Annotated in this window: 24 protein-coding genes and 1 pseudogene; 8 read left to right on the forward strand and 17 right to left on the reverse strand. The window is 72.6% G+C overall.

Going from position 1 to position 22295, the window contains the following annotated elements; all coding sequences use genetic code 11:
* Positions 1 to 57: 57 nt before the first annotated feature.
* From JW592_RS19605 to JW592_RS19620, 4 genes are all read right to left on the reverse strand, one after another.
* Positions 58 to 1041, reverse strand: coding sequence for a sirohydrochlorin chelatase (locus JW592_RS19605; protein ID WP_209266459.1), 984 nt, complete (start codon positions 1039 to 1041; stop codon positions 58 to 60).
* 102 nt (positions 1042 to 1143) lie between these two features.
* A complete protein-coding gene (locus tag JW592_RS19610) occupies positions 1144 to 2298 on the reverse strand; it encodes an N-acetylglucosamine kinase (protein ID WP_209266460.1) in 1155 nt (384 codons plus the stop codon).
* Positions 2295 to 2972, reverse strand: coding sequence for a uracil-DNA glycosylase (locus JW592_RS19615; RefSeq protein WP_209266461.1), 678 nt, complete (start codon positions 2970 to 2972; stop codon positions 2295 to 2297). Before JW592_RS19615 ends, JW592_RS19610 begins: the two co-directional genes overlap by 4 nt.
* Positions 2973 to 3031: 59 nt before the next feature.
* Entirely contained in the window at positions 3032 to 4141 is a 1110-nt protein-coding gene (locus JW592_RS19620) for a WD40/YVTN/BNR-like repeat-containing protein (protein WP_209266462.1), read from the reverse strand.
* Between the two features lie 262 nt (positions 4142 to 4403).
* Between JW592_RS19620 and JW592_RS19625 the strand changes: the two genes are divergently transcribed.
* Positions 4404 to 5162, forward strand: coding sequence for a DUF6214 family protein (locus JW592_RS19625; RefSeq protein WP_209266561.1), 759 nt, complete (start codon positions 4404 to 4406; stop codon positions 5160 to 5162).
* A gap of 344 nt (positions 5163 to 5506) precedes the next feature.
* On the opposite strand, the pseudogene JW592_RS32860 reads toward JW592_RS19625, so the two are convergent.
* The 6 genes and pseudogenes from JW592_RS32860 to JW592_RS19655 form a co-directional block, all read right to left on the reverse strand.
* A pseudogene (locus JW592_RS32860) lies at positions 5507 to 5626 on the reverse strand (DUF305 domain-containing protein); the annotation flags it as partial.
* Positions 5627 to 5709: 83 nt separating this feature from the next.
* A complete protein-coding gene (locus JW592_RS19635; protein WP_209266464.1) occupies positions 5710 to 6417 on the reverse strand; it encodes a TetR/AcrR family transcriptional regulator in 708 nt (235 codons plus the stop codon).
* Between the two features lie 325 nt (positions 6418 to 6742).
* Complete coding sequence (locus tag JW592_RS19640; RefSeq protein ID WP_209266465.1) at positions 6743 to 7441, reverse strand: phosphatase PAP2 family protein; 699 nt, start codon at positions 7439 to 7441, stop codon at positions 6743 to 6745.
* Between the two features lie 58 nt (positions 7442 to 7499).
* The gene (locus JW592_RS19645) at positions 7500 to 8438 is read right to left on the reverse strand and encodes a M56 family metallopeptidase (RefSeq protein ID WP_209266466.1); all 939 of its coding nucleotides are present in this window, start codon (positions 8436 to 8438) and stop codon (positions 7500 to 7502) included.
* Positions 8439 to 8635: 197 nt separating this feature from the next.
* Positions 8636 to 9268 carry a DUF5134 domain-containing protein gene (locus JW592_RS19650; RefSeq protein ID WP_209266467.1) on the reverse strand — a complete coding sequence of 211 codons (633 nt, stop codon included), beginning with the start codon at positions 9266 to 9268 and terminating at the stop codon, positions 8636 to 8638.
* Between the two features lie 94 nt (positions 9269 to 9362).
* Positions 9363 to 9902 carry a hypothetical protein gene (locus tag JW592_RS19655; protein ID WP_209266562.1) on the reverse strand — a complete coding sequence of 180 codons (540 nt, stop codon included), beginning with the start codon at positions 9900 to 9902 and terminating at the stop codon, positions 9363 to 9365.
* Between the two features lie 699 nt (positions 9903 to 10601).
* On the opposite strand from JW592_RS19655, the gene JW592_RS19660 reads away from it, so the two are divergent.
* From JW592_RS19660 to JW592_RS19670, 3 genes are all read left to right on the forward strand, one after another.
* Positions 10602 to 12227: a hypothetical protein gene (locus JW592_RS19660; RefSeq protein ID WP_209266468.1), complete on the forward strand. Its 1626-nt coding sequence runs from the start codon at positions 10602 to 10604 to the stop codon at positions 12225 to 12227.
* Between the two features lie 161 nt (positions 12228 to 12388).
* Positions 12389 to 12574 (forward strand): hypothetical protein, encoded by a 186-nt coding sequence (locus JW592_RS19665; protein ID WP_209266469.1) that lies wholly within the window; start codon positions 12389 to 12391, stop codon positions 12572 to 12574.
* Between the two features lie 257 nt (positions 12575 to 12831).
* Positions 12832 to 14076: a cytochrome P450 family protein gene (locus JW592_RS19670; protein ID WP_209266470.1), complete on the forward strand. Its 1245-nt coding sequence runs from the start codon at positions 12832 to 12834 to the stop codon at positions 14074 to 14076.
* A gap of 22 nt (positions 14077 to 14098) precedes the next feature.
* Here JW592_RS19670 and JW592_RS19675 read toward each other — a convergent pair whose 3' ends face one another.
* Complete coding sequence (locus tag JW592_RS19675) at positions 14099 to 14986, reverse strand: DUF4232 domain-containing protein (RefSeq protein ID WP_209266471.1); 888 nt, start codon at positions 14984 to 14986, stop codon at positions 14099 to 14101.
* A gap of 240 nt (positions 14987 to 15226) precedes the next feature.
* On the opposite strand from JW592_RS19675, the gene JW592_RS19680 reads away from it, so the two are divergent.
* Together JW592_RS19680 and JW592_RS19685 are read left to right on the forward strand one after the other, a co-directional pair.
* Complete coding sequence (locus tag JW592_RS19680; protein WP_209266472.1) at positions 15227 to 15982, forward strand: SDR family NAD(P)-dependent oxidoreductase; 756 nt, start codon at positions 15227 to 15229, stop codon at positions 15980 to 15982.
* A gap of 129 nt (positions 15983 to 16111) precedes the next feature.
* Positions 16112 to 16990, forward strand: a complete 879-nt coding sequence (locus tag JW592_RS19685) for a helix-turn-helix transcriptional regulator (protein ID WP_209266473.1) — start codon at positions 16112 to 16114, stop codon at positions 16988 to 16990.
* A gap of 7 nt (positions 16991 to 16997) precedes the next feature.
* Here JW592_RS19685 and JW592_RS19690 read toward each other — a convergent pair whose 3' ends face one another.
* The 6 genes from JW592_RS19690 to JW592_RS19715 all read right to left on the reverse strand — a co-directional run bounded on the left by JW592_RS19690 (position 16998) and on the right by JW592_RS19715 (position 20285).
* Positions 16998 to 17378: a tautomerase family protein gene (locus JW592_RS19690; RefSeq protein ID WP_209266474.1), complete on the reverse strand. Its 381-nt coding sequence runs from the start codon at positions 17376 to 17378 to the stop codon at positions 16998 to 17000.
* Positions 17379 to 17479: 101 nt separating this feature from the next.
* Positions 17480 to 18073 carry a TIGR03086 family metal-binding protein gene (locus JW592_RS19695; protein ID WP_209266475.1) on the reverse strand — a complete coding sequence of 198 codons (594 nt, stop codon included), beginning with the start codon at positions 18071 to 18073 and terminating at the stop codon, positions 17480 to 17482.
* Between the two features lie 26 nt (positions 18074 to 18099).
* Complete coding sequence (locus JW592_RS19700; RefSeq protein WP_209266476.1) at positions 18100 to 18603, reverse strand: SRPBCC family protein; 504 nt, start codon at positions 18601 to 18603, stop codon at positions 18100 to 18102.
* Positions 18600 to 19016, reverse strand: a complete 417-nt coding sequence (locus JW592_RS19705) for an ArsR/SmtB family transcription factor (protein WP_209266477.1) — start codon at positions 19014 to 19016, stop codon at positions 18600 to 18602. Before JW592_RS19705 ends, JW592_RS19700 begins: the two co-directional genes overlap by 4 nt.
* 4 nt (positions 19017 to 19020) lie before the next feature.
* The gene (locus JW592_RS19710; protein WP_209266478.1) at positions 19021 to 19407 is read right to left on the reverse strand and encodes a VOC family protein; all 387 of its coding nucleotides are present in this window, start codon (positions 19405 to 19407) and stop codon (positions 19021 to 19023) included.
* A gap of 26 nt (positions 19408 to 19433) precedes the next feature.
* Positions 19434 to 20285: a class I SAM-dependent methyltransferase gene (locus JW592_RS19715; RefSeq protein ID WP_209266479.1), complete on the reverse strand. Its 852-nt coding sequence runs from the start codon at positions 20283 to 20285 to the stop codon at positions 19434 to 19436.
* A 120-nt stretch (positions 20286 to 20405) separates the two neighbouring features.
* Here JW592_RS19715 and JW592_RS19720 point away from each other — a divergent pair, with 120 nt between their 5' ends.
* Entirely contained in the window at positions 20406 to 21005 is a 600-nt protein-coding gene (locus tag JW592_RS19720) for a TetR/AcrR family transcriptional regulator (RefSeq protein ID WP_209266480.1), read from the forward strand.
* A gap of 227 nt (positions 21006 to 21232) precedes the next feature.
* Positions 21233 to 22222, forward strand: a complete 990-nt coding sequence (locus tag JW592_RS19725; RefSeq protein ID WP_209266481.1) for a polyprenyl synthetase family protein — start codon at positions 21233 to 21235, stop codon at positions 22220 to 22222.
* Positions 22223 to 22295: the final 73 nt, after the last annotated feature.

The following is a 22295-nucleotide window of genomic DNA, read 5'->3' on the forward strand; positions in this document are numbered from 1 at the left end:
GTCCAGGGATCCGTCGAACGGCCCGTCGAAGGACCGCCGACAGCGTTCCCTGGGCGCTCAGCGCACCGGCGCGCCCTGCTGCGCTTGCGGCTGGGCGATGCCGGCCTTGGCCGCGTACGTGGAGGCGACCAGCTTGCCCAGCGCCGGGTAGGCGCCCAGCGGCTCGGCAGCCGAGCAGCCTGCCTCCTCGGCTGCCGCCTCCAGCAGCCCTTCGGCGATCTCGGGGCCGATCAGGCACGGCGCGATGGCCAGCTGCTGCGAACCGGAGGTGCGCAGCTGCTCGGCGGTCTGCTGGACGGCCCCCTCGTCGTCGAGCGCCGCGGCGAGCACGGGTACCGCCAGCCGGGCCGCCAGCAGCATGCCGGTGATCCCGGCCGCCTGTACGGCTTCCTCACCGCCGATGGTCGCCAGGATGATGCCGTCCGCAGCCGTCGCCACGGTGAAGAGCCGCGCCCGGTCGGCGCGCGCCAGACCGGCCTCGGAGAGCCGCACATGCACGGCTTCGGCGAGCAGCGGGTGAGGGCCCAGCACATCGGTCAGCTCGGCGCCCGAGCCGCTGTTGAGGACCTCCTGCCGGATGCGCCGCAGCTGCGCGGCGTCCGGGCCGGCCAGCAGGGGCACCACCACGGCGGGCAGGCCGTCGTCGGCGGGCTCCCGTGCCGGTGCCGCCGCCCCTCGCTCGCCGCTCTCCTGCGCGGCCGTCTCCTCCGCCATGGCAGCGGCCTCGCGCGCGTACCGGCGGCGGGTCGCACGGTCGGTCACCGCCTGCGTGAGAGCGGTGCGGATGGTCGGGAACTCCTCGCCGTCACCCTCGGCGAAACCGACGCGCGCGTCGAGGCCGGGCAGCTCCGAACGCGCGATGCTCAGCGTCTCCTCCGCTAGACCGCGCGTGGCACTGGAGGGCGCGCCAGGTACAGCCAGAACCAGTGCCGGCGCGCCCTCGGGGGCGACGACGGGCTCCGGTCGGCGGTGCCGTCCGGGCTGGCGGGGACGTGGCATTCGTACGGGCAGGCCATGGTCCGGTCCTGTGGGGGAGCTCATGCGCCCGCATGCTAATGCCTTCATGCGCTTGGCTGTTCAGCCGGGGGAGACCGATGGGTTTATGTCCCGATTAATCCACTCGGAGCAGTGGCGGTCGCCTGCTCACCCCACGTATTGTCGCCCCTGGTCCGCGAGTGACAACAGTGCGGGGTCGGAAGGAAGCGCCAGCCTGCCCGCCGCCAGCCTTGCGGCGACCAGCAGTGCCCCGTCCAGCGGTCCGCCCGCCGCCTCCACGACCCGGGCTCCGGGGAGCAGCCGCGCCAACTCCGCACGCAGGGGCGCGGTCAGCACTTCACCGAGTTTGAACAGCCCGCCGGTGAGGGCGACCCGAGCCCCTTCGTCCTCGTCCGTGGCGCCGATGCCGGGGCCGCCGCGAGGGCACACGGCGACGGCGGCAGCGGCGATCTCCCGAGCCGCCGCCCGCACGATCTCCGCCGCGACAGGGTCCACCTCCGCGCACCGTGCCACCTCCGGAGCGAACGAGGCCAGGACGGCGGCCCGGTCCGTACGCGGATACAGCTGACCCGGCAGCGCGCTGAGCGGTGCACCGAACCGCGCCTCAGCACTCGCTCGCAGGGCCGCCGAGCCGCCCGAGCGGCCGTCGAAGGCCCGCAGCGCAGCCTCCAGGCCCGCGCGGCCGATCCAGGTTCCGCTGCCGCAGTCGCCCAGCAGGTGTCCCCAGCCGTCGGCACGCCGCCAGGTCGCCAGATCGGTGCCCATGGCGATCATTCCGGTCCCGGCGGCCACCACGGCGCCGGGCCGTTCGCCCAGCGCACCGGCGTACGCCGTCACCGCGTCAGCCGCCAGCGCCAGTCGGCGTACCCCGAAGGTCTGCGCGAGCATCCCCGGGAGCTCGGCCCGCAGCCCGTCGCCGAGGGTCGCCATCCCGGCGGCGCCCACACACGCTGCCGTGATGTGCCCAGGGGTGCCCTCGTCCCCGTCCGCTCCGGCTTCCGCCAGCAGCGAGCGCACCGCGGGCACCAACTGCTCCGCCATGTGCGCGGCGTCGATGCCGGAGGCCCCCGTACGCACCGGCTCGGCGCATACGACGGAACCGACGACCTCCGGGAAACCGCCGGGGACCGGCGAAGCGGCCTCCCCCGCAGGCGAAGCGGTCGCCCGCGCGCCGGGCGTCACCGAGCCGGGGTGCTGTCGGGCCAGCGCGACCCGCAACCCGGACCCGCCCGAGTCGACGCCGAGCAGCCACCCGTCCACGGCGGGTGGCGCCGCGCTCCCGGCCGCTGCCGCCCGGCTCACGGCAGACGCCAGTCCACGGGCTCGGCCTCCTGCTGGGCCAGCAGCTCGTTGACCCGGCTGAACGGACGCGAGCCGAAGAACCCGCGGTCGGCGGACATGGGGGAGGGGTGCGCGGACTCGACCGCTGGCAGGCTGCCCAGCAGCGGCCGCAGATTCCGCGCGTCCCGGCCCCACAGCACCGACACCATCGGGCGCCCGCGGGCCACCAGCGCGCGGATCGCCTGCTCGGTGACCTCCTCCCAGCCTTTCCCGCGGTGCGCGGCGGGCTGCCGTGGTGCTGTTGTCAGCGCCCTGTTGAGGAGCAGGACGCCCTGCTTCGTCCAGGGCGTCAGATCGCCGCTCGACGGGCGGGGGAGCCCCAGATCGCTGTGCATCTCCCGGAAGATGTTCTCGAGACTGCCCGGCAGCCGCCGGACTTCAGGTGCCACGGAGAAGGACAACCCGACCGCGTGCCCCGGGGTGGGATACGGATCCTGGCCCACGATGAGGACGCGCACCTCGTCGAAGGGCTGCTGGAACGCCCGTAGGACGTTAGCCCCCGACGGGAGGTAGGTTCTCCCCGCGGCGATCTCGGCGCGGAGGAAGTCGCCCATCGCGGCGATCCGTTCGGCGACCGGCTCCAGCGCCTTCGCCCAGCCTGGTTCGACAATCTCGTTCAACGGTCGTGCTGCCACGGGCCGTCACTCTACTGGCTCAGCGGCCCCGTCCGGCCCGCCCTCCGGGAAACGTCCGGTCAGTCGATCACCGCCGCCCGTACACACAGCACATCCGGCAGGTGCGAGGCCAACTGCTGCCAGCTCTCGCCCTCGTCCGCGCTGGCGAAGACCTCGCCGTTGCGGTTGCCGAAGTAGACCCCGGCCGGGTCCGCGTCGTCCGTGCACAGCGCGTCCCGCAGCACCGGCCCGTAGTGCGCCGCCTCGGGCAGACCGGTGCCCAGTGCCTCCCAGCTCTCACCGGCGTCCTGGGTGCGGTGGACCCGGCAGCGGTGCCCGGCGGGCACCCGGTCCGCGTCCGCGTTCAGCGGGAAGAGGTAGGCCACGCCGCCCCGGCGCGGATGGGTGGCGACGGGGAAGCCGAAATCCGAGGGGAGCGAGTCGCCGATCGACCGCCAACTCGTCGCGTTGTCGTCGCTGCGGAAGACGCCCCAGTGGTTCTGCAGGTAGAACCGCTCGGGGTTCCCGGCGTCCCTGGCGATCTTGTGCACGCACTGCCCGTACTCCGGGTACTGCCGGCCTTCGGGCATGAAGACCGCCGATACGCCCCGGTTGCACGGCTCCCAGCTCGCGCCCCCGTCAGCCGTGCGGTAGGCGCCGCCCGTCGAGACGGCGACCGTCACCCGCCGGGCGTCCCGGGGGTCGACCAGGATCGTGTGGAGCCCCAGCCCACCGCCGCCGGGCACCCACTCCTCGCGTGTGGGGTGCTCCCACAGCGGGCGGACGAGCTCGAAGGACTGCCCGCCGTCCACCGAGCGGAACAGCCCGCCGGGCTCCGTCCCCGCGTACACCACGCCCGGCTCGCTCTCCCCTCCCGGCTGGAGCTGCCACACCCGCTCCAGGGAGGTGCCGGTGTCCTGGGGGAATCTGACCGGAGGCTGTTCGGGCTCCGTCCAGGTCCTGCCCAGGTCGTCGGAGTGGAAGACCGACGGGCCCCAGTGCGCGCTGTCCCCTCCCGCCAGCAGCCTGGGCGGCCCGGAGCCGCGCCGGTCGAGGCAGAAGGAATAGATGGCTTGTGCGTTGAAATACGGGCCGGTGAACTCCCAGCCCGCCGAGCCCCTCCGGCCCGCCTCCTGCCGGGCGAGGAACAGGCCCTTTCTCGTCCCTACCGCGAGTAGTACGTCCGCCATGGCGGCACCGCCTTCAGACGTCGTTGTCCCAAGTACGGAACAGTCTGCACCGGCCCACTGACAATGCCGCCCGGCCTGCGCGGACTCCCGGTCAAAGGCGCCCGCCACCCCCGGACGGCGGCATGCCGGTGCGCCGTTCGGGCTTCCGCCGGCTCCGTCGTCAGGGTTGCCCTCCGACCGGCCGAGCGCGCCGTGTGGCCGCCGCCCGGGCTGCCGGGTCTACGGTGCCGACGTGTCGGAGAGATCCCCTTGCTCTTGCTACTTGTCGGATCACTCGTACGAATGGGACTGCGGTCCGCCCGAGCGCGCCTCGCCCTCGCCGCCGCGTACGGCCTGGAAGCTGCGCGGTTACGGCACCGGAGCGGGGCCCTCGCACGGCGTCGGCGCCCGGCCGCCCTGGTACGCCGTCGGCGTCCGCCGCGCCGATGGCACCCAGGTGGAGGTCGTGGCCGCCGTGGTGGACGGGCGGGTCCGCCTGGAGGAGGTGCGTGCCGACCCGCCACTGACCTCTCAGGAGTTCGCCCGGCTCGCTCCCTGCCTCGGGGAGCCGCTCGCCAGAGCGTGCCCGCCCGCCATCCGGCCGCCCGAGGCGGCCCCCACCGCCCGGGCCACAGGCGTCTGCGTACTGCGGCCCGTCCGCCGCCCCGCCGCTCAGCCACCTGCGCCCTCTCAGCCGCCTGCGGCCTCGGTGCCGTCGGTGGCCTCGGAGCCCCTGGCGGCCCCGTGCTCGCCCGCACCAGCGCATCCGGCACCCCCACCACCGCACCGCACCCAGGCGCCGGCCGCGCCCCTGGTGACGCCGCCGTCCGCGCCTGTCCGGTGCCGGAGGCGGCCACCGGGGCCTCGCGGCAGGGACGCCCTCCGTGCGGCGGCCGACGCCTACACCGCAGCCCGGGAGCGAGGCCAGGATCCCGTGCTGGCTGTCATGCGGCTCACCGGGCGCAGCAGGCGGAAGTCGTTGCGCGTCATCGCCAGAGCCCGCGACGCGGGGCTGCTGAGCCCACGCCATGCCCGCCGGTGAGCGGCTGACGACCCCCAGCGCGCCGAGCGCCGTACGCGCCCGCCCGCCGCGCTGCACGCCGCCCCCTTCCATCGGGCGCGCCGGGCGCCACCCGCCGGGCGCACATCGCGCGGTGGTTCGAGGGTGCCGCGCGCCAGGCGCCCGCCGCGCCAAGGCCGTCGGGGCGCTCACCGCGCCGTGGTCCGCCGGTGCCGTACGCGGAGCGCGCCGCAGGGAACGCGGCGGCCTGCCGCCCGGAGCGCGGGGCATGCCCCTCCCGGGGGCGCGGCGTGTGGCCGGAAGGGCGAGGCAGGACGTCCAGGCCGCGGGGCCTGGAGCACAGAGCGCGGGTCCGCTCGGCGTCGTAGCTGCTTCATGCGCGTGATCTCGGACCGCTGCTGGGCGATGACCTCTGTCGCCATCTCCTCCACCCGTACGTCGTTGCCGTCCTTCAGCGCTTGGACGGCCATGGTGGTGGCGGCCCGCTCCGGTGCCAGATTCGACATCACCGTACCGACAGCGCCGGAAGGGTCCGGTTGCGCGAGCTCAACGCACAGACACAGCGCGACTACCGCTGATCCCGCGCGCCGTGCGGTCGGGGGGAGACCTCCCAGCCGCACGGCCGCAGCCGCCGGATGCGCAGCGCGGGTGAGACCGCACCGCCCGTCGGGGTCGTCTCAGGCGGCATCCCCTGCTCCCACTTGAGCCCGTACCGGGCGAACAACTCACCGCGCAGCCGTTCCAGCGGCATCGGCGCACCGGGCAGCAGGGCCGCGACGACGGCTCCCATCAGATTCGCCCGCAGCAGCGGATAGTCGGTGTCCGGGTCGGAGGAGCCGTAGCGGACCATGGCGGCACGCAGCAGTGAGGCCAGACGCTGCTGCTCGTCACACTGGACGAACCCCTCCTGCTGCAGTATGCCCGCCATATGGGCGCGCATCAGCACCGGCTGTTCACGCGCCAGTCCCAGCACGGCGTCGATGGCCCGTGCCAGCATCTCCAGCCCGCCGTCCGGACCTTCGGGCAGCGGGCCGGCATCCAGGGCCTCGGTGAGCGTGAGATGCATCAGGCGGTGCACCGCAGACTGGAACAGCTGCCGCTTGCCGGGGAAGTAATACGAGATCAGCCCGCGTGCCGAGCCCGCCCGGTCGGCGATCGCACCGAGCGTCGAGGCTTCGTACCCGCGTTCGGCGACCAGCTCGACGGTCGCCTGAAGCAGACGTTCGCGCGAGCGTCGGCGCAACTCTTCATTGACCGATGCGCTCCGGGGGGACATGCTGTAACTCCTGCGTTGACTGGCTGGCAGCCAATATACTCAGCACGACTTCGGGTGTTCGTGGCCCCCGTATACGGAGGACGGACGTCCGGTACAGCGGCCGATATCGGGGCGACGCGGGGGATCGCCCCGGTATCGGCGTCGACCAGGCAGCCGGGCGAGCGGACCAGCGAGAGCGGGTCCGGCTTCCCGACGGCGGCAGCTGCCGGCCCGACTCCAGAGGACGGGCGGCCCGTCAACATCCCTCCCGCAGCCCTCACTTTCTCCCGCCGGGCCCGAAGCGCGCCTCGCAGGTGGCTCTGCAGGCGCCGCTGGAGGCCGCGCGCTACGGCACCTGGTCCACGGGTCCGGGCAGCCGCTCCCCGGGCCGCAGAACGGCCCAGATCGCCGTGGACGCCACCGCCACCCCTGTGCCCAGCAGCGCCCCCACAACCGTGTCCGACAGCCAGTGCACCCCCAGCCACACCCGGGTGAACGCCACACCGAGTACGGACACCACCGCCGCGACCACCGCCGACCGCCACCACACGTCGGTGACCGTCGTCCCGCGCTCGTGCAACAGCCACAGCAGCACCACACACGCCAGCGCGGCCGTCATCACGTGCCCCGAGGGCATGGCGGCGTACTCCGCGGAATCGACCGGCTCACGCCAGCGTGGCCGCTCCCTTCCGAGCGCCGCTTTCATCCCCTGCTGCACCGCTGCACCGACCAGTACGGTCCCGGCAGTCCAGTACGCCGTCAGCCGCTCCCCGCGCCACATCAGCCGGATGAAAACCGCCGCCAGCAGCAGCCGGAACGTCCATGGGTCCCACACCCAGTCGGTGAGAATCCGCATCGTCCTGGTCACCGCCGGGCGCTCCAGCGCGGCCGTGTGCAGCCCGGAGGCGACCTGCTGGTCGAGCGCGGCGAACGGCTGCCACGGCAGCAGCGCGAGAACGGTCACCAGGGCCGCGGCCGCTCCGAGTACCGCAGCCACCCGGGCCTGCCATGCGCCGGGCGGTCCCGGACGGGTCGCACCACTCATGTGCCGATCATCACCTGCTACCCCCGTGTCGGCACAACTCCCGGTGCGGCACGCGCCACTAGCGCAGCGCGGACAACCCTGGGGCGAACGCCACGAGCACCGGGATCACCGGCACGAGTGATGCCACGGCCGTCATCCGCAGTCTGCGGCTGACCGACAGCCGAGGGGTGGGGGTGAGCAGCCGGTGCACCCGCTGCGGCACCTCCGCCACCGGAGCCGGGCAGGGCCCGAAGACACCCCGGCCCTCGTTGAGTTCCACCAGTGCAAGCGCGATCGTCAGCCTGCCGTAGCGGCGGGAGGCGACGTCGTCGGCGGCCAGTTCCACCAGCCGGTGCACCTGATCGCGGAAGCCGGCGAAGACCGGTACCCGCGAGAAGCCGGTGGCCAGCGCCGAGGAGCAGTGCAGCAGCCAGTCGTGGCGGGCTCGCGCGTGCCCCTGCTCGTGCTCCAGAACCGCGTCCAACTGGCGTCCCTTGAGCCGTCGCAGCGCGCCCGTGGTGATGACCAGCTGCGGCGTGGTGCCCGGTAGCCACCAGGCGTCCGGCTTGTCGTCCTCCAGGACCACCAGCCGCTCGCTCGACGAGGCGTCCTCGCCCGGCAGTTGCGGTGCCCGCTCCCGTAGCTCCGCACGCCGCCTGCGGCGCCTGGCCCGCGCGTCCCTGATCTCGCGCAGCAGCATGGCGCCCGTCCAGGCGCCGCCGCAGGCCAGCAGTACGCTCAGGGTCCCGGCCCAGGGGGTGTAGGCGCTGGAGGCGTATGCCTCGGCCACCCCGTGCGGTGCCCCGGCGAAGACATGGCTGCGCACCACGGCGAAGGCGGCCGCACCCGAGAGCGCCATGGCCAGCAGGCAGCACAGCAGCACCGCGCCGACCACGCACTGCCACACCCACAGGGCGAGCACCGGCTCGCGGTCGGGCCATGAGCAGCGGGTCAGTACGCGCGGTGCGAGACCCGCGGCGAGCAGGGCGAGCACCATCAGCGCGAGCGGGACCGTCATGCCGTTCAGCCTAAGAGGCTGTTACGAGACAGTGATATGCCCGACAGCGCAGAAGTGACGCGGCTCACTGTGCTGCCGGGTTTGCCCACCGCCGTGCCACTCGCGCGCATCGGGTGCCGTACCACGCCCCAGCAGCGGAGACCGGTTGCGCCCCAGCAGCGGTGGCCGATTTCGCCCGAGCAGTCGTGGCCCGGCCCTCATACCGTCAGCAGCATGGCGAACATCGCCGCTCCCATCGCCACTTCGCAACCGGCGGCGACCTGCGCGTGCTGTACCGCGCTCGGGCTCCTGGTGCCCTCCAGCTGGCCGGGGCCGCCCGCCGGGACCGGACCGCCCGCTTCCGTCGGCAGGAGGCGCGCTCCCGTCCACAGCACGTATCCGGCGAAGTACGCCAGCAGCACGCCCGTCACCACGGGCACGCCCCCGGGGGCGGAGTGATGCCCTCCGGTCCCGGCGGGATGAGTTCCCGCAGGGGCGCCGAGTGCCATGGCGAGCGCCATGTAGGTCATCGCCGCACTGCCCAGCAGGTGGTGCAGCTTTGCCGGCGGGGAAGCGGTCCCGTGCCGGTCGGCCGTCAGCAGCCACAGCTCCCGCGCCAGCAGCGCGGCGAAGACAGCGGTGAAGACCCAGGCCGACGCCCTGTGCAGCACAGGAGACCCACCCCACAGCAGGGGGACGGACATGGCCGCCATGGCGAACCCCATCGCCGCCTCGCTCTGTGCGCCCACGCGCTGCCCGCAGCCGGGGCCGCGCGACCGCAGTACGCACACCAGACCCGTCACCGCGCAGAGCGCCACCAGCAGCCACCCGACCGTGGCAGGGCCGTGCATCCGCCCACCCCCTCGATCGCGGGCAGGCTGCCCCGCCCCCGATTGAATACGGGAGCGCACAGGCGCACCGAGGGCGCGTCGGCGGCCGGTCGGCTCAGCGGGGCCGGGGAGCGGTGTGTCCCATCATCTCAGTGGCCTCCAGCAGCGGCATGCCCAGGTCCTGGTGGAGGATGCGGGCGTCGTCCGTGTGGTCGGGCAGGAAGGAGCGGCCGCCGTGGTGGGGCGGTGGGGAGCTCTCGCAGTGCTCAGCGGGGCGGCTCCCGGCCTCCTCCTGCTGTTCCTCCTCCCGCCTGTCCTTCTCGTGCCGGTCCTTCTCCTGTCGGGCCTTTTCATGTCGGACCCTCTCCTCCCCGTCCCCGTCCCCGTTCCCGTCCTGCCCGTTGCGCTCCTGGGGCGTCGGCGGGTGTGCGTGGGCGCGGATGTGCTGGGTGAGGACCCGCCAGGCGTAGGCGTTGGTGTGCGGGCTGCGCAGCGCTTGATCCCACTGCTCGGCCAGTTCGGCGAGGGCCTGCCGCACGGCGCTGTCCGCCCGGCGCGCATCGGACAGGCGACTGTGCGCGTACTCCAGATACCGTTGCCGGTACAGAGCACAGAAAGCGGCGAACTCGACCGGCACTTCACGTTCGGTTTCCATGGCGTTCGGTCGTCGGTCGGTCTCCGTCCGCGCCGTATCCACGGCCCGGTGGTGTTCGCACGGCAAGGGCATACGAACGCTCAACGTTCTCTTCCCCTCCCATTCCCTCCGTTACGGTCCCCCTCCAGCCGGAAGCTACAGCTCCAAGTGGGCCGGACGCTACGTGCGTCTGCAGCGTGCAAATTCATCGGTAATTGCACGCGCATCCGTCAGGAACGTGAGATGTCTGCGCGTCGAACGATCGGACGAGGAATAGCCCTATTTTCTTTCCTCTGTGATCGAAGGTGGCCGTCCACGTCGATACCGTGACCGTTCTCGACGTCTCATCTGTTCACTCGCCACGATCGCGGCCGTGGGGGCGGTGCGGGAAACCCTCACGGCTCCAGGGGTGGATTTCACCCGTCGGGGTGGCGAACCGTTACGGCGTCCGAATCCACCGCAATGTCCGCTGTCGGCCGCCCGCCCCACCGCAGGCGGATCGCCGACCTGGACGCGGTCGTGTTGAATTGGACTCCGCCGTCGGAGGGTTGGAGGTCGCTTGTCGGAAGGGCTCGGCTGCCAGGCCAGAAGGGGCGTGCGACTGCCGGGTCCCGGTTGGCCGGGCACGGGTACCTGAGACCCGGGCGGCGGCGACGGCCCGCCGGGGCCTTGGGCTGTAACTGTCCGTGTTCTGATCGGTTTGGTGTGTGGGGGGTTCTGGTGTCGGTTCCGGGTGTGGGCTCCGAGGGCGCGGGCGACGGTGTGCTGGTGATGGCGGGCGTCGGCGGGGGACTGATGGACGTCGGGGTCGTGGTGGCCGGCCTCGGCGGGGTCTCCTGGCCCGGGGCGCTGGCCGGTACGGGCGGTGACGCCGCCGGCAGCCGGGGCGGTGTGGGAGTCGTGGAGCTGGTGGGCCCGGTCGACCCGCAGATGGTGCTGGCACGCGTACGTCTGGTGGCGGGGGTGTCCGGGCAGCTGCTGGTCGTCATCGTCGGAGAGCTGCGCAAGGACCCACGCAAAGGCGGACTGCACATCGGACTGGGGGCGCCCGGACAGCACTCGGCGGCGGTGCGGTACAGCGGACTTCCCTGGGAGTGGCTGATAGGCGAGTTGGCCATGAGGCCCCCGAGGGCGACGACCGTCATGCTCGACGTGGCCACGGAGCCCGGCACCTGGGAGTCGATTCAGACGGGCGGCCTGCCGGAGGCCCCCGGTGTGTCGGTCTTCGGCCGGGTAGTGCGGCAGGGGCGCGGGCCGAGATGGCGCCGGCTGCGCGGCGGCAGCGTACCGGTGGAACCCACCTACCTCCAGGAGTGCGTACGAGTGTGGCGTGCGGGCGGCCGCCTGCCCTTCGCCGAGCTGCACGAGCGGGCCGCTGCCGTCTCCGGTACGACGGAGAGCGAGCAGGCGCTGTTCGTGTCCTCGGCATCCGCCGCCTTCCCCGCCCCCTCGCAGTATCCGGCAGCGGCGCCGGTACCGGCGGCCGGAACGCAGCCGGTCCCGCAGGCGGCGCTCGCCCAGCACAACGGCTGGGAGCACCAGCCCCAGCCGGACCTCCCGGCGGACTGGCAGCGCGAGAACCACCACCCGCCGCACCACGCACAGGCGCCCGACCAGTACGCGCCGCACGCGCCTGCCCCGGCCTCGTACGCACCGCAGACGCAAGCGCAGGCGTCGGCGGCGGCCGTCCCCGAGAACGGTGCTGCCGCCCCGCACCAGCCCGCCTCGCCGCCCCACGCTGTCCGACCGCCCGCAGCCGGCGCCGCCCCAGCCGACGCCTCCCCGACCGCCCCCGCCACAGCCGCCTCCTCCGCGGTCGCCTCCCTCTCCGCCGAGCCCTCCGCCGCCCCCGCCCCGGCGGCCAGACCCCCGGCGGAACAGCCCCCTGCGCCCCGGACTTCACACGCCCAGCCCGCGGAGGACCCGCACGAGACGATCATGGCCGCCGCGCGTGCGGGCCGCCATGAGGAGGCCGAGGCGCTGGCTGCAGCCTGGGAGGACGCCGCCGAGCGCGCCGAGGGGCCCGACTCGGAGGGAGCGCTGCACTGGGTGGAGGTCCGCGCCGACCTCGCCCGCCTGGCCGGAGATCCGGCCCGCAGCTGTGAACTGTGGCTGCGGGTGGCCCGGGGCCGCCTCGAACGCGGCGAGGCGGAGAACGCCATGGAGGTGGAAGGCGCCGTCGACCGTGCCCATCACCAGTGGCAGTGCCTGGAGGACGGGGAGACGGCCCGCGAGCTGGCCCCGGAGCTGGTGCTCCTGCGCCGCCGGGTACCGGGCCGCCAGCCCGGCGCCGTACGGCTGGTGGAGGAGCGCGCGGAGCGGCTTCTCGGCGGCGTCGAACAATAGGCAGGCAGTACAGCGGAGTCGAACAGCAGGCGGGCAGGACAGCCGCAGGAGTGGCGCGGATTGGTCCTTTCGCAGCATCAGCGGACCGGCCGTGCGCCCGCTCGGTGGCACATCTCGGACGCTGGATCGCGCACTGTCCGAGACACCCTTGAGGAGCACCCATGTTCCGTCGATCCGCACCGGTCCTGGCCACGCTCGTGGCGACAACCGCGCTCGCCGTCGCGCCCGCCGAAGCAGCCGAGCAGGGGCGGGGCAAGATGACGCCCCGTGAGCAGGTCGCCCTCGAGGTCGCGGAGCAGGTGCTGGGCAAGGTGTTGGGCGGTGCCGTCACCCTGGGCGGCGACTGACAGCAGACCCGGGCCGGGGCGCCCTGTGGCCCGGCAAACCGCGCCGGGCGTGCAGCCGGGAGTCCGGGGCCGGGAGCCCGGGCCGGGGCTCCGGCTCCGCGCCCGGTCCGCGACGGCTGTGTTTCCGTGGCCGTGAGCCGATTCACCGTGAGATGATCTTGTGTGTTCCGCCCTCTACACGGACGCTTGATCCGCTCGTACTGTTGGCAGTTGTCACCGCGTCAACTAACCGCCCCGAACGGAGATTGCAACTCACCGTGTCTGTTTCCGAGCCTCTGACTCTCGACCCCACCGGCAGTGACCCGCACGGTGAGCACAAGGCCCTGCACGAGCGGGGCCCGGCAACCCGTGTCGACCTCCTCGGCGTCACCGCCTGGTCGGTGAGCGACCCCGCCCTCCTCAAGAAGCTGCTGACCGGGCCGGACGTCTCCAAGGACGCGCGGCAGCACTGGCCGCAGTTCGCCGAGACCGTCCCCACCTGGCCGTTGGCGCTGTGGGTCGCGGTGGAGAACATGTTCACCTCCTACGGCAGTGATCACCGCAGACTGCGCCGCATGGTGGCACCGTCCTTCAGTGCCCGGCGTATCGCCGCGCTCGGCGAGCGGGTCGAGAGCATCGTCGACGACCTGCTGGACGTGCTGGAGCGCACCCCCGAGGGTGAGGCGGCGGACGTGCGCGAGCTGTTCGCCTACCCGCTCCCCATCCAGGTGATCTGTCATCTGATGGGCGTTCCTGAGGAGCGCCGCGAGGGCTTCCGCGAACTGGTCGACAACGTCTTCGCCACCACCCTCAGCCCCGACGAGGCCGCCGCCAACACAGCCGCCCTCTACGCGGTCCTGGACGACCTCATAGCCGAGAAGCGGGAGCGGCCGGGCGAGGACATGACCTCGCTCCTCATCGACACGCGGGACGAGGAGGGGGACGGCTCCGCGCTCTCGGAGGCGGAACTGCGCGACACCCTGCTGCTGATGATCAGCGCGGGCTACGAGACCACCGTCAACCTTCTCGACCAGGCCATCACCGTCCTGCTGACCCACCCCGAGCAGCTGGCACTGGTGCGGGAGGGCAGGGCCGGCTGGTCCGACGTGGTCGAGGAGACGCTCCGCTTCGAACCTGCCGTCAAGCACCTGCCGTTGCGTTTCGCGGTGAACGACATTCCGCTGCCCGACGGACAGGTGATCGCCAAGGGCGAGCCGATCCTGGCCTCTTACGCGGCCGCCAACCGGCACCCCGACTGGCACGGCGAGACGGCAGACGTCTTCGATATGACCCGCACAGCGCCAGGACCCGAGCACCTCGCCTTCGGCCACGGTGTCCACTTCTGCCTCGGTGCCCCGCTGGCCCGCCTGGAGGCCACCACCGCGCTGGAGAAGTTCTTCGCCCGCTTCCCCGACGCCCGGCTGGGCGTCCCGGCCGAGGAACTGCGCCCCGTCCCCTCGCTGATCAGCAACGGCCACGAGACCCTGCCGGTGGTGCTGCGCCCGGAGCCGGGCGCCCGCTGATCCCCGCGGCCTGACGGCCCCCTCAGTTGCCGTTACCCGGTCTGAGGGGGCCGATCTTCGGCACCGACGCGTCGCCGTCGGCCGTGACGGGACCGCCCGTCCAGTCGACCCGGAGGGATGCCCGCTGGTCCGGCGGGGTGAGCAGGGCGGCGTCCGGGGTGACGGTCCGAGTGCCGGTCATCGCCGGGTTGGCGTACGACAGCGGAGCCCAGGCGCTCGCTCCCGAGGAGAGCTCGACCGGCTGCGAAGCGCTGCCCTCGCGTTTTGGGGGCACCGACACCTGGTCACCGGAAGCGTTGATGAAGGCGAACCCCGGGAAGCCGCTCACCGTGCAGGTCCTGCCCGACTTGTTGGTGAAGACGAGGGCGTAGTGGTTCTGCCCGGCGCCCGGCCTGTTGGGGCCTATGGAAGCGCTCAGATCGGTGGTGGTGCACACAGAACCCGCTCCGCCGGAACCGGGCAGCGTGCCCTCGTCGCCGCCGGCCCCGGCACCCCCGGGGCCGTCTGAACCGCCCGCCGACCCTTCGGCGCCCCGCGACGCCGCTGCGGAGGACTTCGAGCCGTGGCCCTTCGTCTCGCCGTCATTTCTGCCTTTCTTCTTGTCGCTGTTCTTGCCGTCCGTGGCGCTGTCGTCCTCCTTGCCGCCGCCCTTCGTGCTGCCGGGCGGGGCGACACCGGCCGGTGTGGCGTCACCGACGACCCGGCGGGGTTTCGAGGCGGCGGCGTCCTTGTCACCGCACCCGGTCAGCAGCACACCGGCCGCCAGCAGCGTGGTCGTGGCAGCCGCGGCTCTCCCCGGCCGGCGGACGCGGTCACGCCACTCGCGCGCACCGGCTCCCGGGCCTGCGGTCTCCCGCCGGGGACCCGCCGCCCTCTTCGCGCTGTGCGTCATCTCCGCGTCCGGTGCCATGCTGTCGTCGACTCCCTGCTCGTACTGCCCGCCGTCGGGCCGGGCACAGCGTTCTCAGCTGCCCGGCTTTCGATGACAGGGCGGACGGAATAGTTCACGGTGTACGGAGATTGTTTCCCGAGCACCCCGCGGCAGCCCAAGGGGGGACCGACGATCCCCTGACAACCGCTGCCTTCCTCCCGTTCTCCGGTCGGCGCACCGTTGAAGTGCAAGAACCCACCACCGAACGGAGAACACGGCATGGCTCGCATCGCCCTCATCACCGGCGCCAACCGCGGACTGGGACGCAGCACGGCGCTGCACCTGGCCGAGGCGGGCACCGACCTGCTGCTCACCTACCGCTCGCACGCCGAAGAGGCCGCGGACGTCGTCGCGCGCATCCGCGCCATGGGCCGGACGGCCGTCGCACTGCCGCTGGATGCCTCGGACCCCGCCGCGTTCCCGGCCTTCGCCGAGACCGTGCGCGGCCTGCTGAAGGAGCACTGGGAGCGCGAGGACTTCGACATCCTGCTCAACAACGCCGGGCACGGCAGTTACAAGGCGTTCGCACAGACCACCGAGGAGGAGTTCGACGCTCTGATGGATGTCCACGTCAAGGGCGTCTTCTTCCTCACCCAGGCGCTGCTGCCCCTGCTCAAGGACGGCGGCCGGATTCTGAACACCTCCACCGGGCTGACCCGTTTCATCGCTGCCGAGACCTCCGCGTACGCTGCGGCCAAGGGCGCTGTCGAGGTGCTGACCCGCTATCTCGCCAAGGAACTGGGGCCGCGCGGCATCGCCGTCAACGTCATCGCGCCGGGCGCCACGGCGACCGACTTCGGAGGCGGGGCCGTCCGGGACAACCTCGAGACCAGGAACGGTCTGGGTTCGCTCACCGCGATGGGCAGGGTCGGGGAGGCGGACGACATCGGAGCCGCCGCCGCGGCGCTGCTGGACGAGCGGACTTCCTGGATCACCGGCCAGCGCGTCGAGGCATCGGGCGGCATGCTGTTGTGAGCGGAACGCCGGAACGCCGGAACGCCGGAACGCCGGAACGCCGGAACGCCGGAACGCCGGAACGCCGGAACGCCGGAACGCCGGGCCCCGGAAGGTTGGAACGCCGGAACGGGACAGGGAGCATCGACAATGGACCGAGCACAGCTCGCGGACTTCCTGCGGACACGCCGGGAGGCGCTGCAGCCGGAGGATGTGGGCCTGCCCCGTGGGCCGCGCCGCCGCACCAGGGGGCTGCGACGCGAGGAGGCGGCGGCCCTGAGCGGTATGTCGACCGATTACTACAGCCGCCTGGAGCAGCAGCGTGGCCCGCAGCCCTCGCCGCCGATGCTGGCCGCGATCGCCAGGGGCCTGCACCTGTCGCTCGCCGAGCGCGACCATCTGTTCCGTATCGCCGGGCACAACCCGCCCCCGCGGTCGGGTTCCGACCACATCTCGCCCGGACTGATGCGGATCATCGGCCGTCTCGGTGACACACCGGCGCAGGTGATCAACGAACTGGCCGAGACGCTGTGGCAGACGCCTCTTGCAGCGGCCCTGCTGGGCGACGAGACCCGGTACACCGGTGCGGCGCGCAGTACGTACTACCGGTGGTTCACCGACCCGGCCGCACGGCTGATCTTCCCCGAGGAGGACCACCCCCGGCACAGCCGGTTCTTCGCCTCGGAACTCCGTGCCGCCTACTCCCGGCAGGGCACGGGCAGCCGCGCCGAGCTGCTGGTGGAGCGGCTGCTGGAGGTCAGCGAGGAGTTCGCCCGGTACTGGAGCGCCCATGAGATCGGCGCCCCACGGGTGGAACCGAAGCGGTTCCGCCACTCCGAGCTGGGCGAGATCGAGACGCACTGCCAGGTGCTCCTGGACCCGGACCAGGCCCAGACGCTCCTCGTCTATACGGCCACCCCCGGCTCGGCCGACGACGAGAAGCTCCGCCTGCTCCCGGCCGTCGGCCCCCGCTCCACCGGGGCCGACGCCGGTCGTCCTTCCTCCGGAACAGGTCAGGACCTGCCGTGACGACGAGTCAGAGGTACTGCGCCAGGCCGTTGCCGAGGGACCAGTCGGCCGACTGGTTCTCGGTGACCGTGACGAACATGTTGCGGGGTTCCGTTCCGGCGTAGCTGTGGGCGAGCTCGGCGATCCGCCGGTACATGGCCTGCTTCTGAGCGGGTGTCCGCCCGGAGCGCATGGTGATGGCCACATAGACGATGCCCTCGTCCCGCTGCACGCCGAGGTAGTTGTCGTAGGCCAGCGTGCTGTGGGTGCCGTCGTGGCCGACGAGGACCTGGAACCGGTCGTCGGGCGGTATTCCGATCGTCTCGACCAGCGCTTCGTGCACGGCCCGGCCGAGGGCGTCGAGTCGTTGCCCGTCGGCCCGCAACGCGTCGATACGGACAAAGGGCATGGGCGGCTCTCCTTCACGGGACGGGCGGCACCTGTCAGCACCGCAGTGCCGTACATACTAGTAGGTACAGCTATTGTCGGGGACGCCGTCCGATGAACCTGTCAGGGGCGCCGTCCGATGAAGCAGAGGAAGGCCGTCTGCGCGTCGGCGTCCTCCGGCGCCGGGAGGCTCCGGTCGAAGGCCCCGGTGGACAGCAGTGCCGCGTGATGCGGGACCAGCGCCTGATGGGTGCGGGTGACGGCGTCCTGGTCGAGTATCTCGTCGCCTCCGGTGGCGCGGGCCAGGTCCCAGGCGTGGCCCAGCAGTTCCAGGGAGCCGATCACCTCGACGGCCACCTCCACGGGCACCGGTCCGAGTGGTCCGCCGGGCAGCGGACGGTCGGCCTGCTCGGGGTCGCGGAGCATCGCGACCATGTCGTCGCGGCAGGCGAGGAACGCGGTCGCCAGGTCGGCGCCCGGCTCCACGGCGGGCGCCTCGGCCATGGGTGAGACGCCGACGCCGTGCGCGGGGGAGGGCGGAGCGCCATGGACGGCGGCGAGGATGCCGCGGTGTCCGTTGATGACGTGCGCGACGACATCGCGGGCCGTCCAGCCCCGGCACGGGCTGTGCGCGTCCCACCGGTCGTCGGGCGTGGCCCGGACGCGGGCCAGGAAGGCGTCGGCGAGGTGGGCGTAGTGGTCTGCTGTGTCGGACATGAGGGGTTCCTGCCTGTTTCGGTGGGTCAGCCGGCGGGCAGCCGGCTGAGGAATTCCGCCAGTCGGCGCTTGACCAGGGAGTTCCATCCGCCGCCCATCGCGTTGCGGGCCCGCTGCTGGAGCGGGTTGTCGGGGTCGAAGCCCTCGTGGAGAAGGAAGAGCCGGGTGCCGCGCCCTTCCGGCCGCAGGGTCCAGGTGATGGTCCAGTCGGCGCCGCTCGGGCTCATGGGGTCCGCGTCGCGCCAGCCGACGCGCAGCATGCGCTCGGGCTCGAAGGCGAGCACCTCGGCCCGTACGGTGCCGGAGAACCCCGTGGCGGGCATGGGCCGGGCCCGCATGGTGTAGCGGTGGCCGACCTCGAGACGGAAGTCGCAGGGCATGAGCCACTGCTCGATCAGCCCCGGTTCGGTCAGGGCCCGCCACACCTTGGCGGGTGGATGGGCCAGGAACTGGTCGACCCGCACGGTGCCCGGATCGTCGTCGGCCGTACCGTCAGCCGTACCGCTGTTCGTCGCCTCGTCGTCGGTCATGGCCCATCGTCCCCACGGGTGTCGCCGTGCCTCTGCGCATCGCCGACACCGCGGGTGTCGCCGTTGCCGGGTGGGTCCTCCTCGTCCGGAAGCGTGTCGAGCAGGTCGCGCAGGTTGCCGAGCTTCTCGCGCCAGAACCTCTCGAACGGGCTCAGCCACTCCTGCACGTCGTGCAGTGGGGCCGCCTCCAGCCGGTACAGCCGCTGTCGGCCCGATCTGGTCTCGCTGACCAGCCCGGCCTCCCGGAGCACCCGCAGGTGCTCGGAGAAGCTGGGGCGGGCCATGGCGAAGTGTGCGGCGAGCCGGGTGACCGGCTGAGGCCCCTGCTCCCGCAGCAGCCCCAGCACCTCGCGGCGCACCGGGCTGGCCAGCGCGGCGAAGACCTTCCCGCCCTCGGTTTCGGTGGTGCGCATCGGCTCAGGACCCGGATTTCGCCGGTGCGGGCGCCGGCTCGACGAGTACGAAGCTGTTGCCGTCCGGGTCGGTGAGGGTGGCCTGGCGGCCCCACGGCAGCTCGTGCGGGCCCTCGACGGCGGCCCCGGCCCTGGAGAGTTCGGCGCAGTCGGCGTCGAGGTCCGAGGTCTCCAGGATGAGGCCGCTGACGCTGCCGGGGGTGAAGCCCTGCTCGGCGGAGGCGAGCGTGAAGCTGGTCTCGGCTCCGTGCGGTGCGACCTGGAGCCAGCGGACCGGCCCCATGCGCTGGTCGGCGAGCACCCGGAAGCCGAGCGCGTCGACGTAGAAGTCCTTCGCCCGCTCCTGGTCGGAGACGGGCAGGGTGACGGTCTTGGCGTGCGTGATGTTCATGCCCTCCACTATACGTAGGAAAATTCCTACCTGTCACCGAGTGCGGCGGTGACCAGCCAGGCGGAGCTGCGCAGCCGTACCGTTCCCGCGGCGTCCTCGTGCGGCCGCAGCAGCTCGATCAGCTCCCGGCGGGCCCGCTCGCCGCTCTCCTCGTCCACCTGGCTCAGCAGATGGCGGGCCGGTCCCGAGCTCAACAGGAAGTCGGCCGCGTCCTGGGCACCCTCTCCCCACCTTCCGGCTGCTTCGGTGAGCTCCACCCCGATGTCCGCGAACCCGGCTGCCGCCAGGACTTCGCGGACCCGCGCCGGCTCGGCGAGCGAGAACATGCCCGGCCCGCCGGTCTCCCCGAATCCGCCGAGCGGGAGGTGCGCGCGGAGCCCTGCGAGTACCTGGAGCCACTCGTTCCGCTCGGCCCCCGCCGCGCAGATGAAGGCGAGCCGCCCCCCGGCGCGCAGGCCGCTGCCGATGTTGCGGAACGCGGCGACGGGGTCGGTGAAGAACATGACGCCGTAGCGGCTGATCGCGACGTCGAAGTCGCGTCCGGCCAGCGGGTGGACCTGGGCGTCGCCGTGCTCGAACGACACGTTGTCCAGTCCCTCGGCGCGTGCGGTGGCCTCGGCGCGCTCCAGCATGGGGCGTGACAGGTCGACGCCGGTGGCCCGGCCCTCGGGGGTGCGGCGGGCGGCGAGCCGGGTGGTGTCTCCCGCGCCGCAGCCGATGTCCAGGACGGTGTCGCCAGGCGTGAGCGCCGCGGCGTCCAGCAGCGGCTCGTTGAACCCCTCGTTGACGGCGTCCCAGCGTTCCTGGTTGCGGGCCCAGTGGGTGCCCTCGGCGCCGTTCCACGCCTGGGCCTGCTCGGTGTTGACGATCTGCTGCATGGCGAACCCGACTTCCCGTAGCGCCTAGTATGGGCGTGCGCCCAAAGCTGTGAGCTGCACAGTATGGGCACACGCCCAAACTGTCCATCCACAGCCGCCCATCCTTCCGAAAGGTCCCTTATGTCGCCGCGTGGCGTGGCCGTACCCGATATCCGTGAACGCCTCTTCGCAGCCGCCGAACGCGTCGTGGCCCGAGGCGGTCCCGGCGCGCTCACCAGCCGGGCCGTCACCGACGAGGCGGGCTGCGCCAAGGGGATGCTGCACACCCACTTCGCGGACGGACTCGATCAGTTCGTCGCCGAGCTCGTCCTGGACCGCTTCGCGCGTACTGCCGCACTCGCCGCCGAACTGCCCGGGCGGGCCGGTCAGGGCACGGTCGCCGCGAACCTGACCACCGTCGCCACCGCGCTGCTCACCTCCGCGGGCCCGGCCATGGCAGGGCTCGCCCTCACCCGCCCGGGCGCCGCAGCGCGCTTCCGGGAGGCGATGGCCGCCGGGGCCCCTGGCTTCGCCGCCGTCCAGGAGTCCGTCGCCGGCTACCTGGCCGCCGAACAGCGGCTGGCGCGTATGGCGGCCGACGCTGACCCCGAGGGCCTCGCCCTCGCGCTGGTCGCCACGGCGCACCATCTGCTGATGACCAGTTGGCCCGGCGCTCCCGCCCCTTCCGCACAGCTCGAGCGGGTGATCGCGGCCCTCACCGCCACCGGGGCCGCGGGCTGACGTGAGCCCGTTGCGCACCGAGAAGCATCCCGCCGCACTCGAACCCCTGTTGCCCGGCACGTGAGTTCCGTACTCTGACCGAGGCACCAGTCACGTTCGAATCGACTGTCTCCCTCCTGTCGCCGCCTCGGGCGCGGGTGCGCCGAGACGGGTCATTGGACAGACAGGGGGAAGGTGTGGGCTCAGGGCAGCATGCCGGAAATGCTTCGTTAGCGGGACGACCACCGTTGACGGACCAGGAGCTGGCGAGCGGACTCAAGGCCGATCTGGCCGTCGTCGAAGAACTCATCCACGACTCCATCGACTCCGAAGCGCCACTGCTGCGCGAGGCGTCCCAGCACCTGATCGACGCGGGCGGCAAACGCTACCGCCCGATGCTGACACTCCTCGCCGCCCGTTTCGGGAACCCGGACGACCCGGACGTGCTGCGTGCCGCCGCGGCCTGCGAACTCGTGCACGCCGCCGCGCTCTGCCACGACGACGTGCTGGACGGCGCCCCGCTCAGACGGGGCCGCAGCAGCGTCAACGCGCGCTGGAGCGACGCGGTCGCCATCCTCACCGGCGACTTCCTCTTCGCGCAGGCCTTCCTCCTGCTGGCGGCCGTGCCCCAGCAGGAGGCACGGCTGGAGGTCAACACCTTCGTACGGCTGGTCACCGGCCAGATCCGGGAGATGACCGGACCCGCCGACGGGGAGGACCCGACCGACTACTACGTCACCATGGTCTCCGACAAGACCGCCTCGCTGCTGCGCGCCTGTGTCCGCCTCGGAGCCCTCACCTCGGGCGCCGGAGAGACCACGGTACGGGCGCTGGAGGAGTACGGGGACGCCTTCGGAGTGGCCTTCCAGATCTCCGACGACCTGCTGGACCTCTTCGGCGAGGAGGAGCGGTCCGGCAAACGCCAGGGCACCGACCTCCTCCAGGGCGCGCCGACGCTCCCTGTGCTGTACGCGCTCAGCGGTACCGGCGAGGACAGCGAGCGGCTGCGCGCCCTGCTCGGCCCCCTCCCCGGAGCGCAGCGCCGCACGGCGCTCACCGCCCAGGAACGGGCCGAGGCAACGGAGTTGCTCCGTCGGCACCCGGCCGTCGACCGGACCCGCGAACGGCTGGACGCCTACATCGCGCGCGCCCGCGCCGCGCTCGCACCGCTGGCCGAAGGACCCGCCAGGGACACCCTCGAAGCGCTGTGTGCGGGCGTCGCCCACCGGGCCGGCTGACGCCGCTCACACCGTCCGCCGGTCGCCCGGCGGCCGGGCCGGCCCGCTGCAGCAGCAGTCCACACCAGGGGTT

This window comes from Streptomyces spirodelae, assembly GCF_017676385.1.
GTDB lineage: Bacteria > Actinomycetota > Actinomycetes > Streptomycetales > Streptomycetaceae > Streptomyces > Streptomyces spirodelae.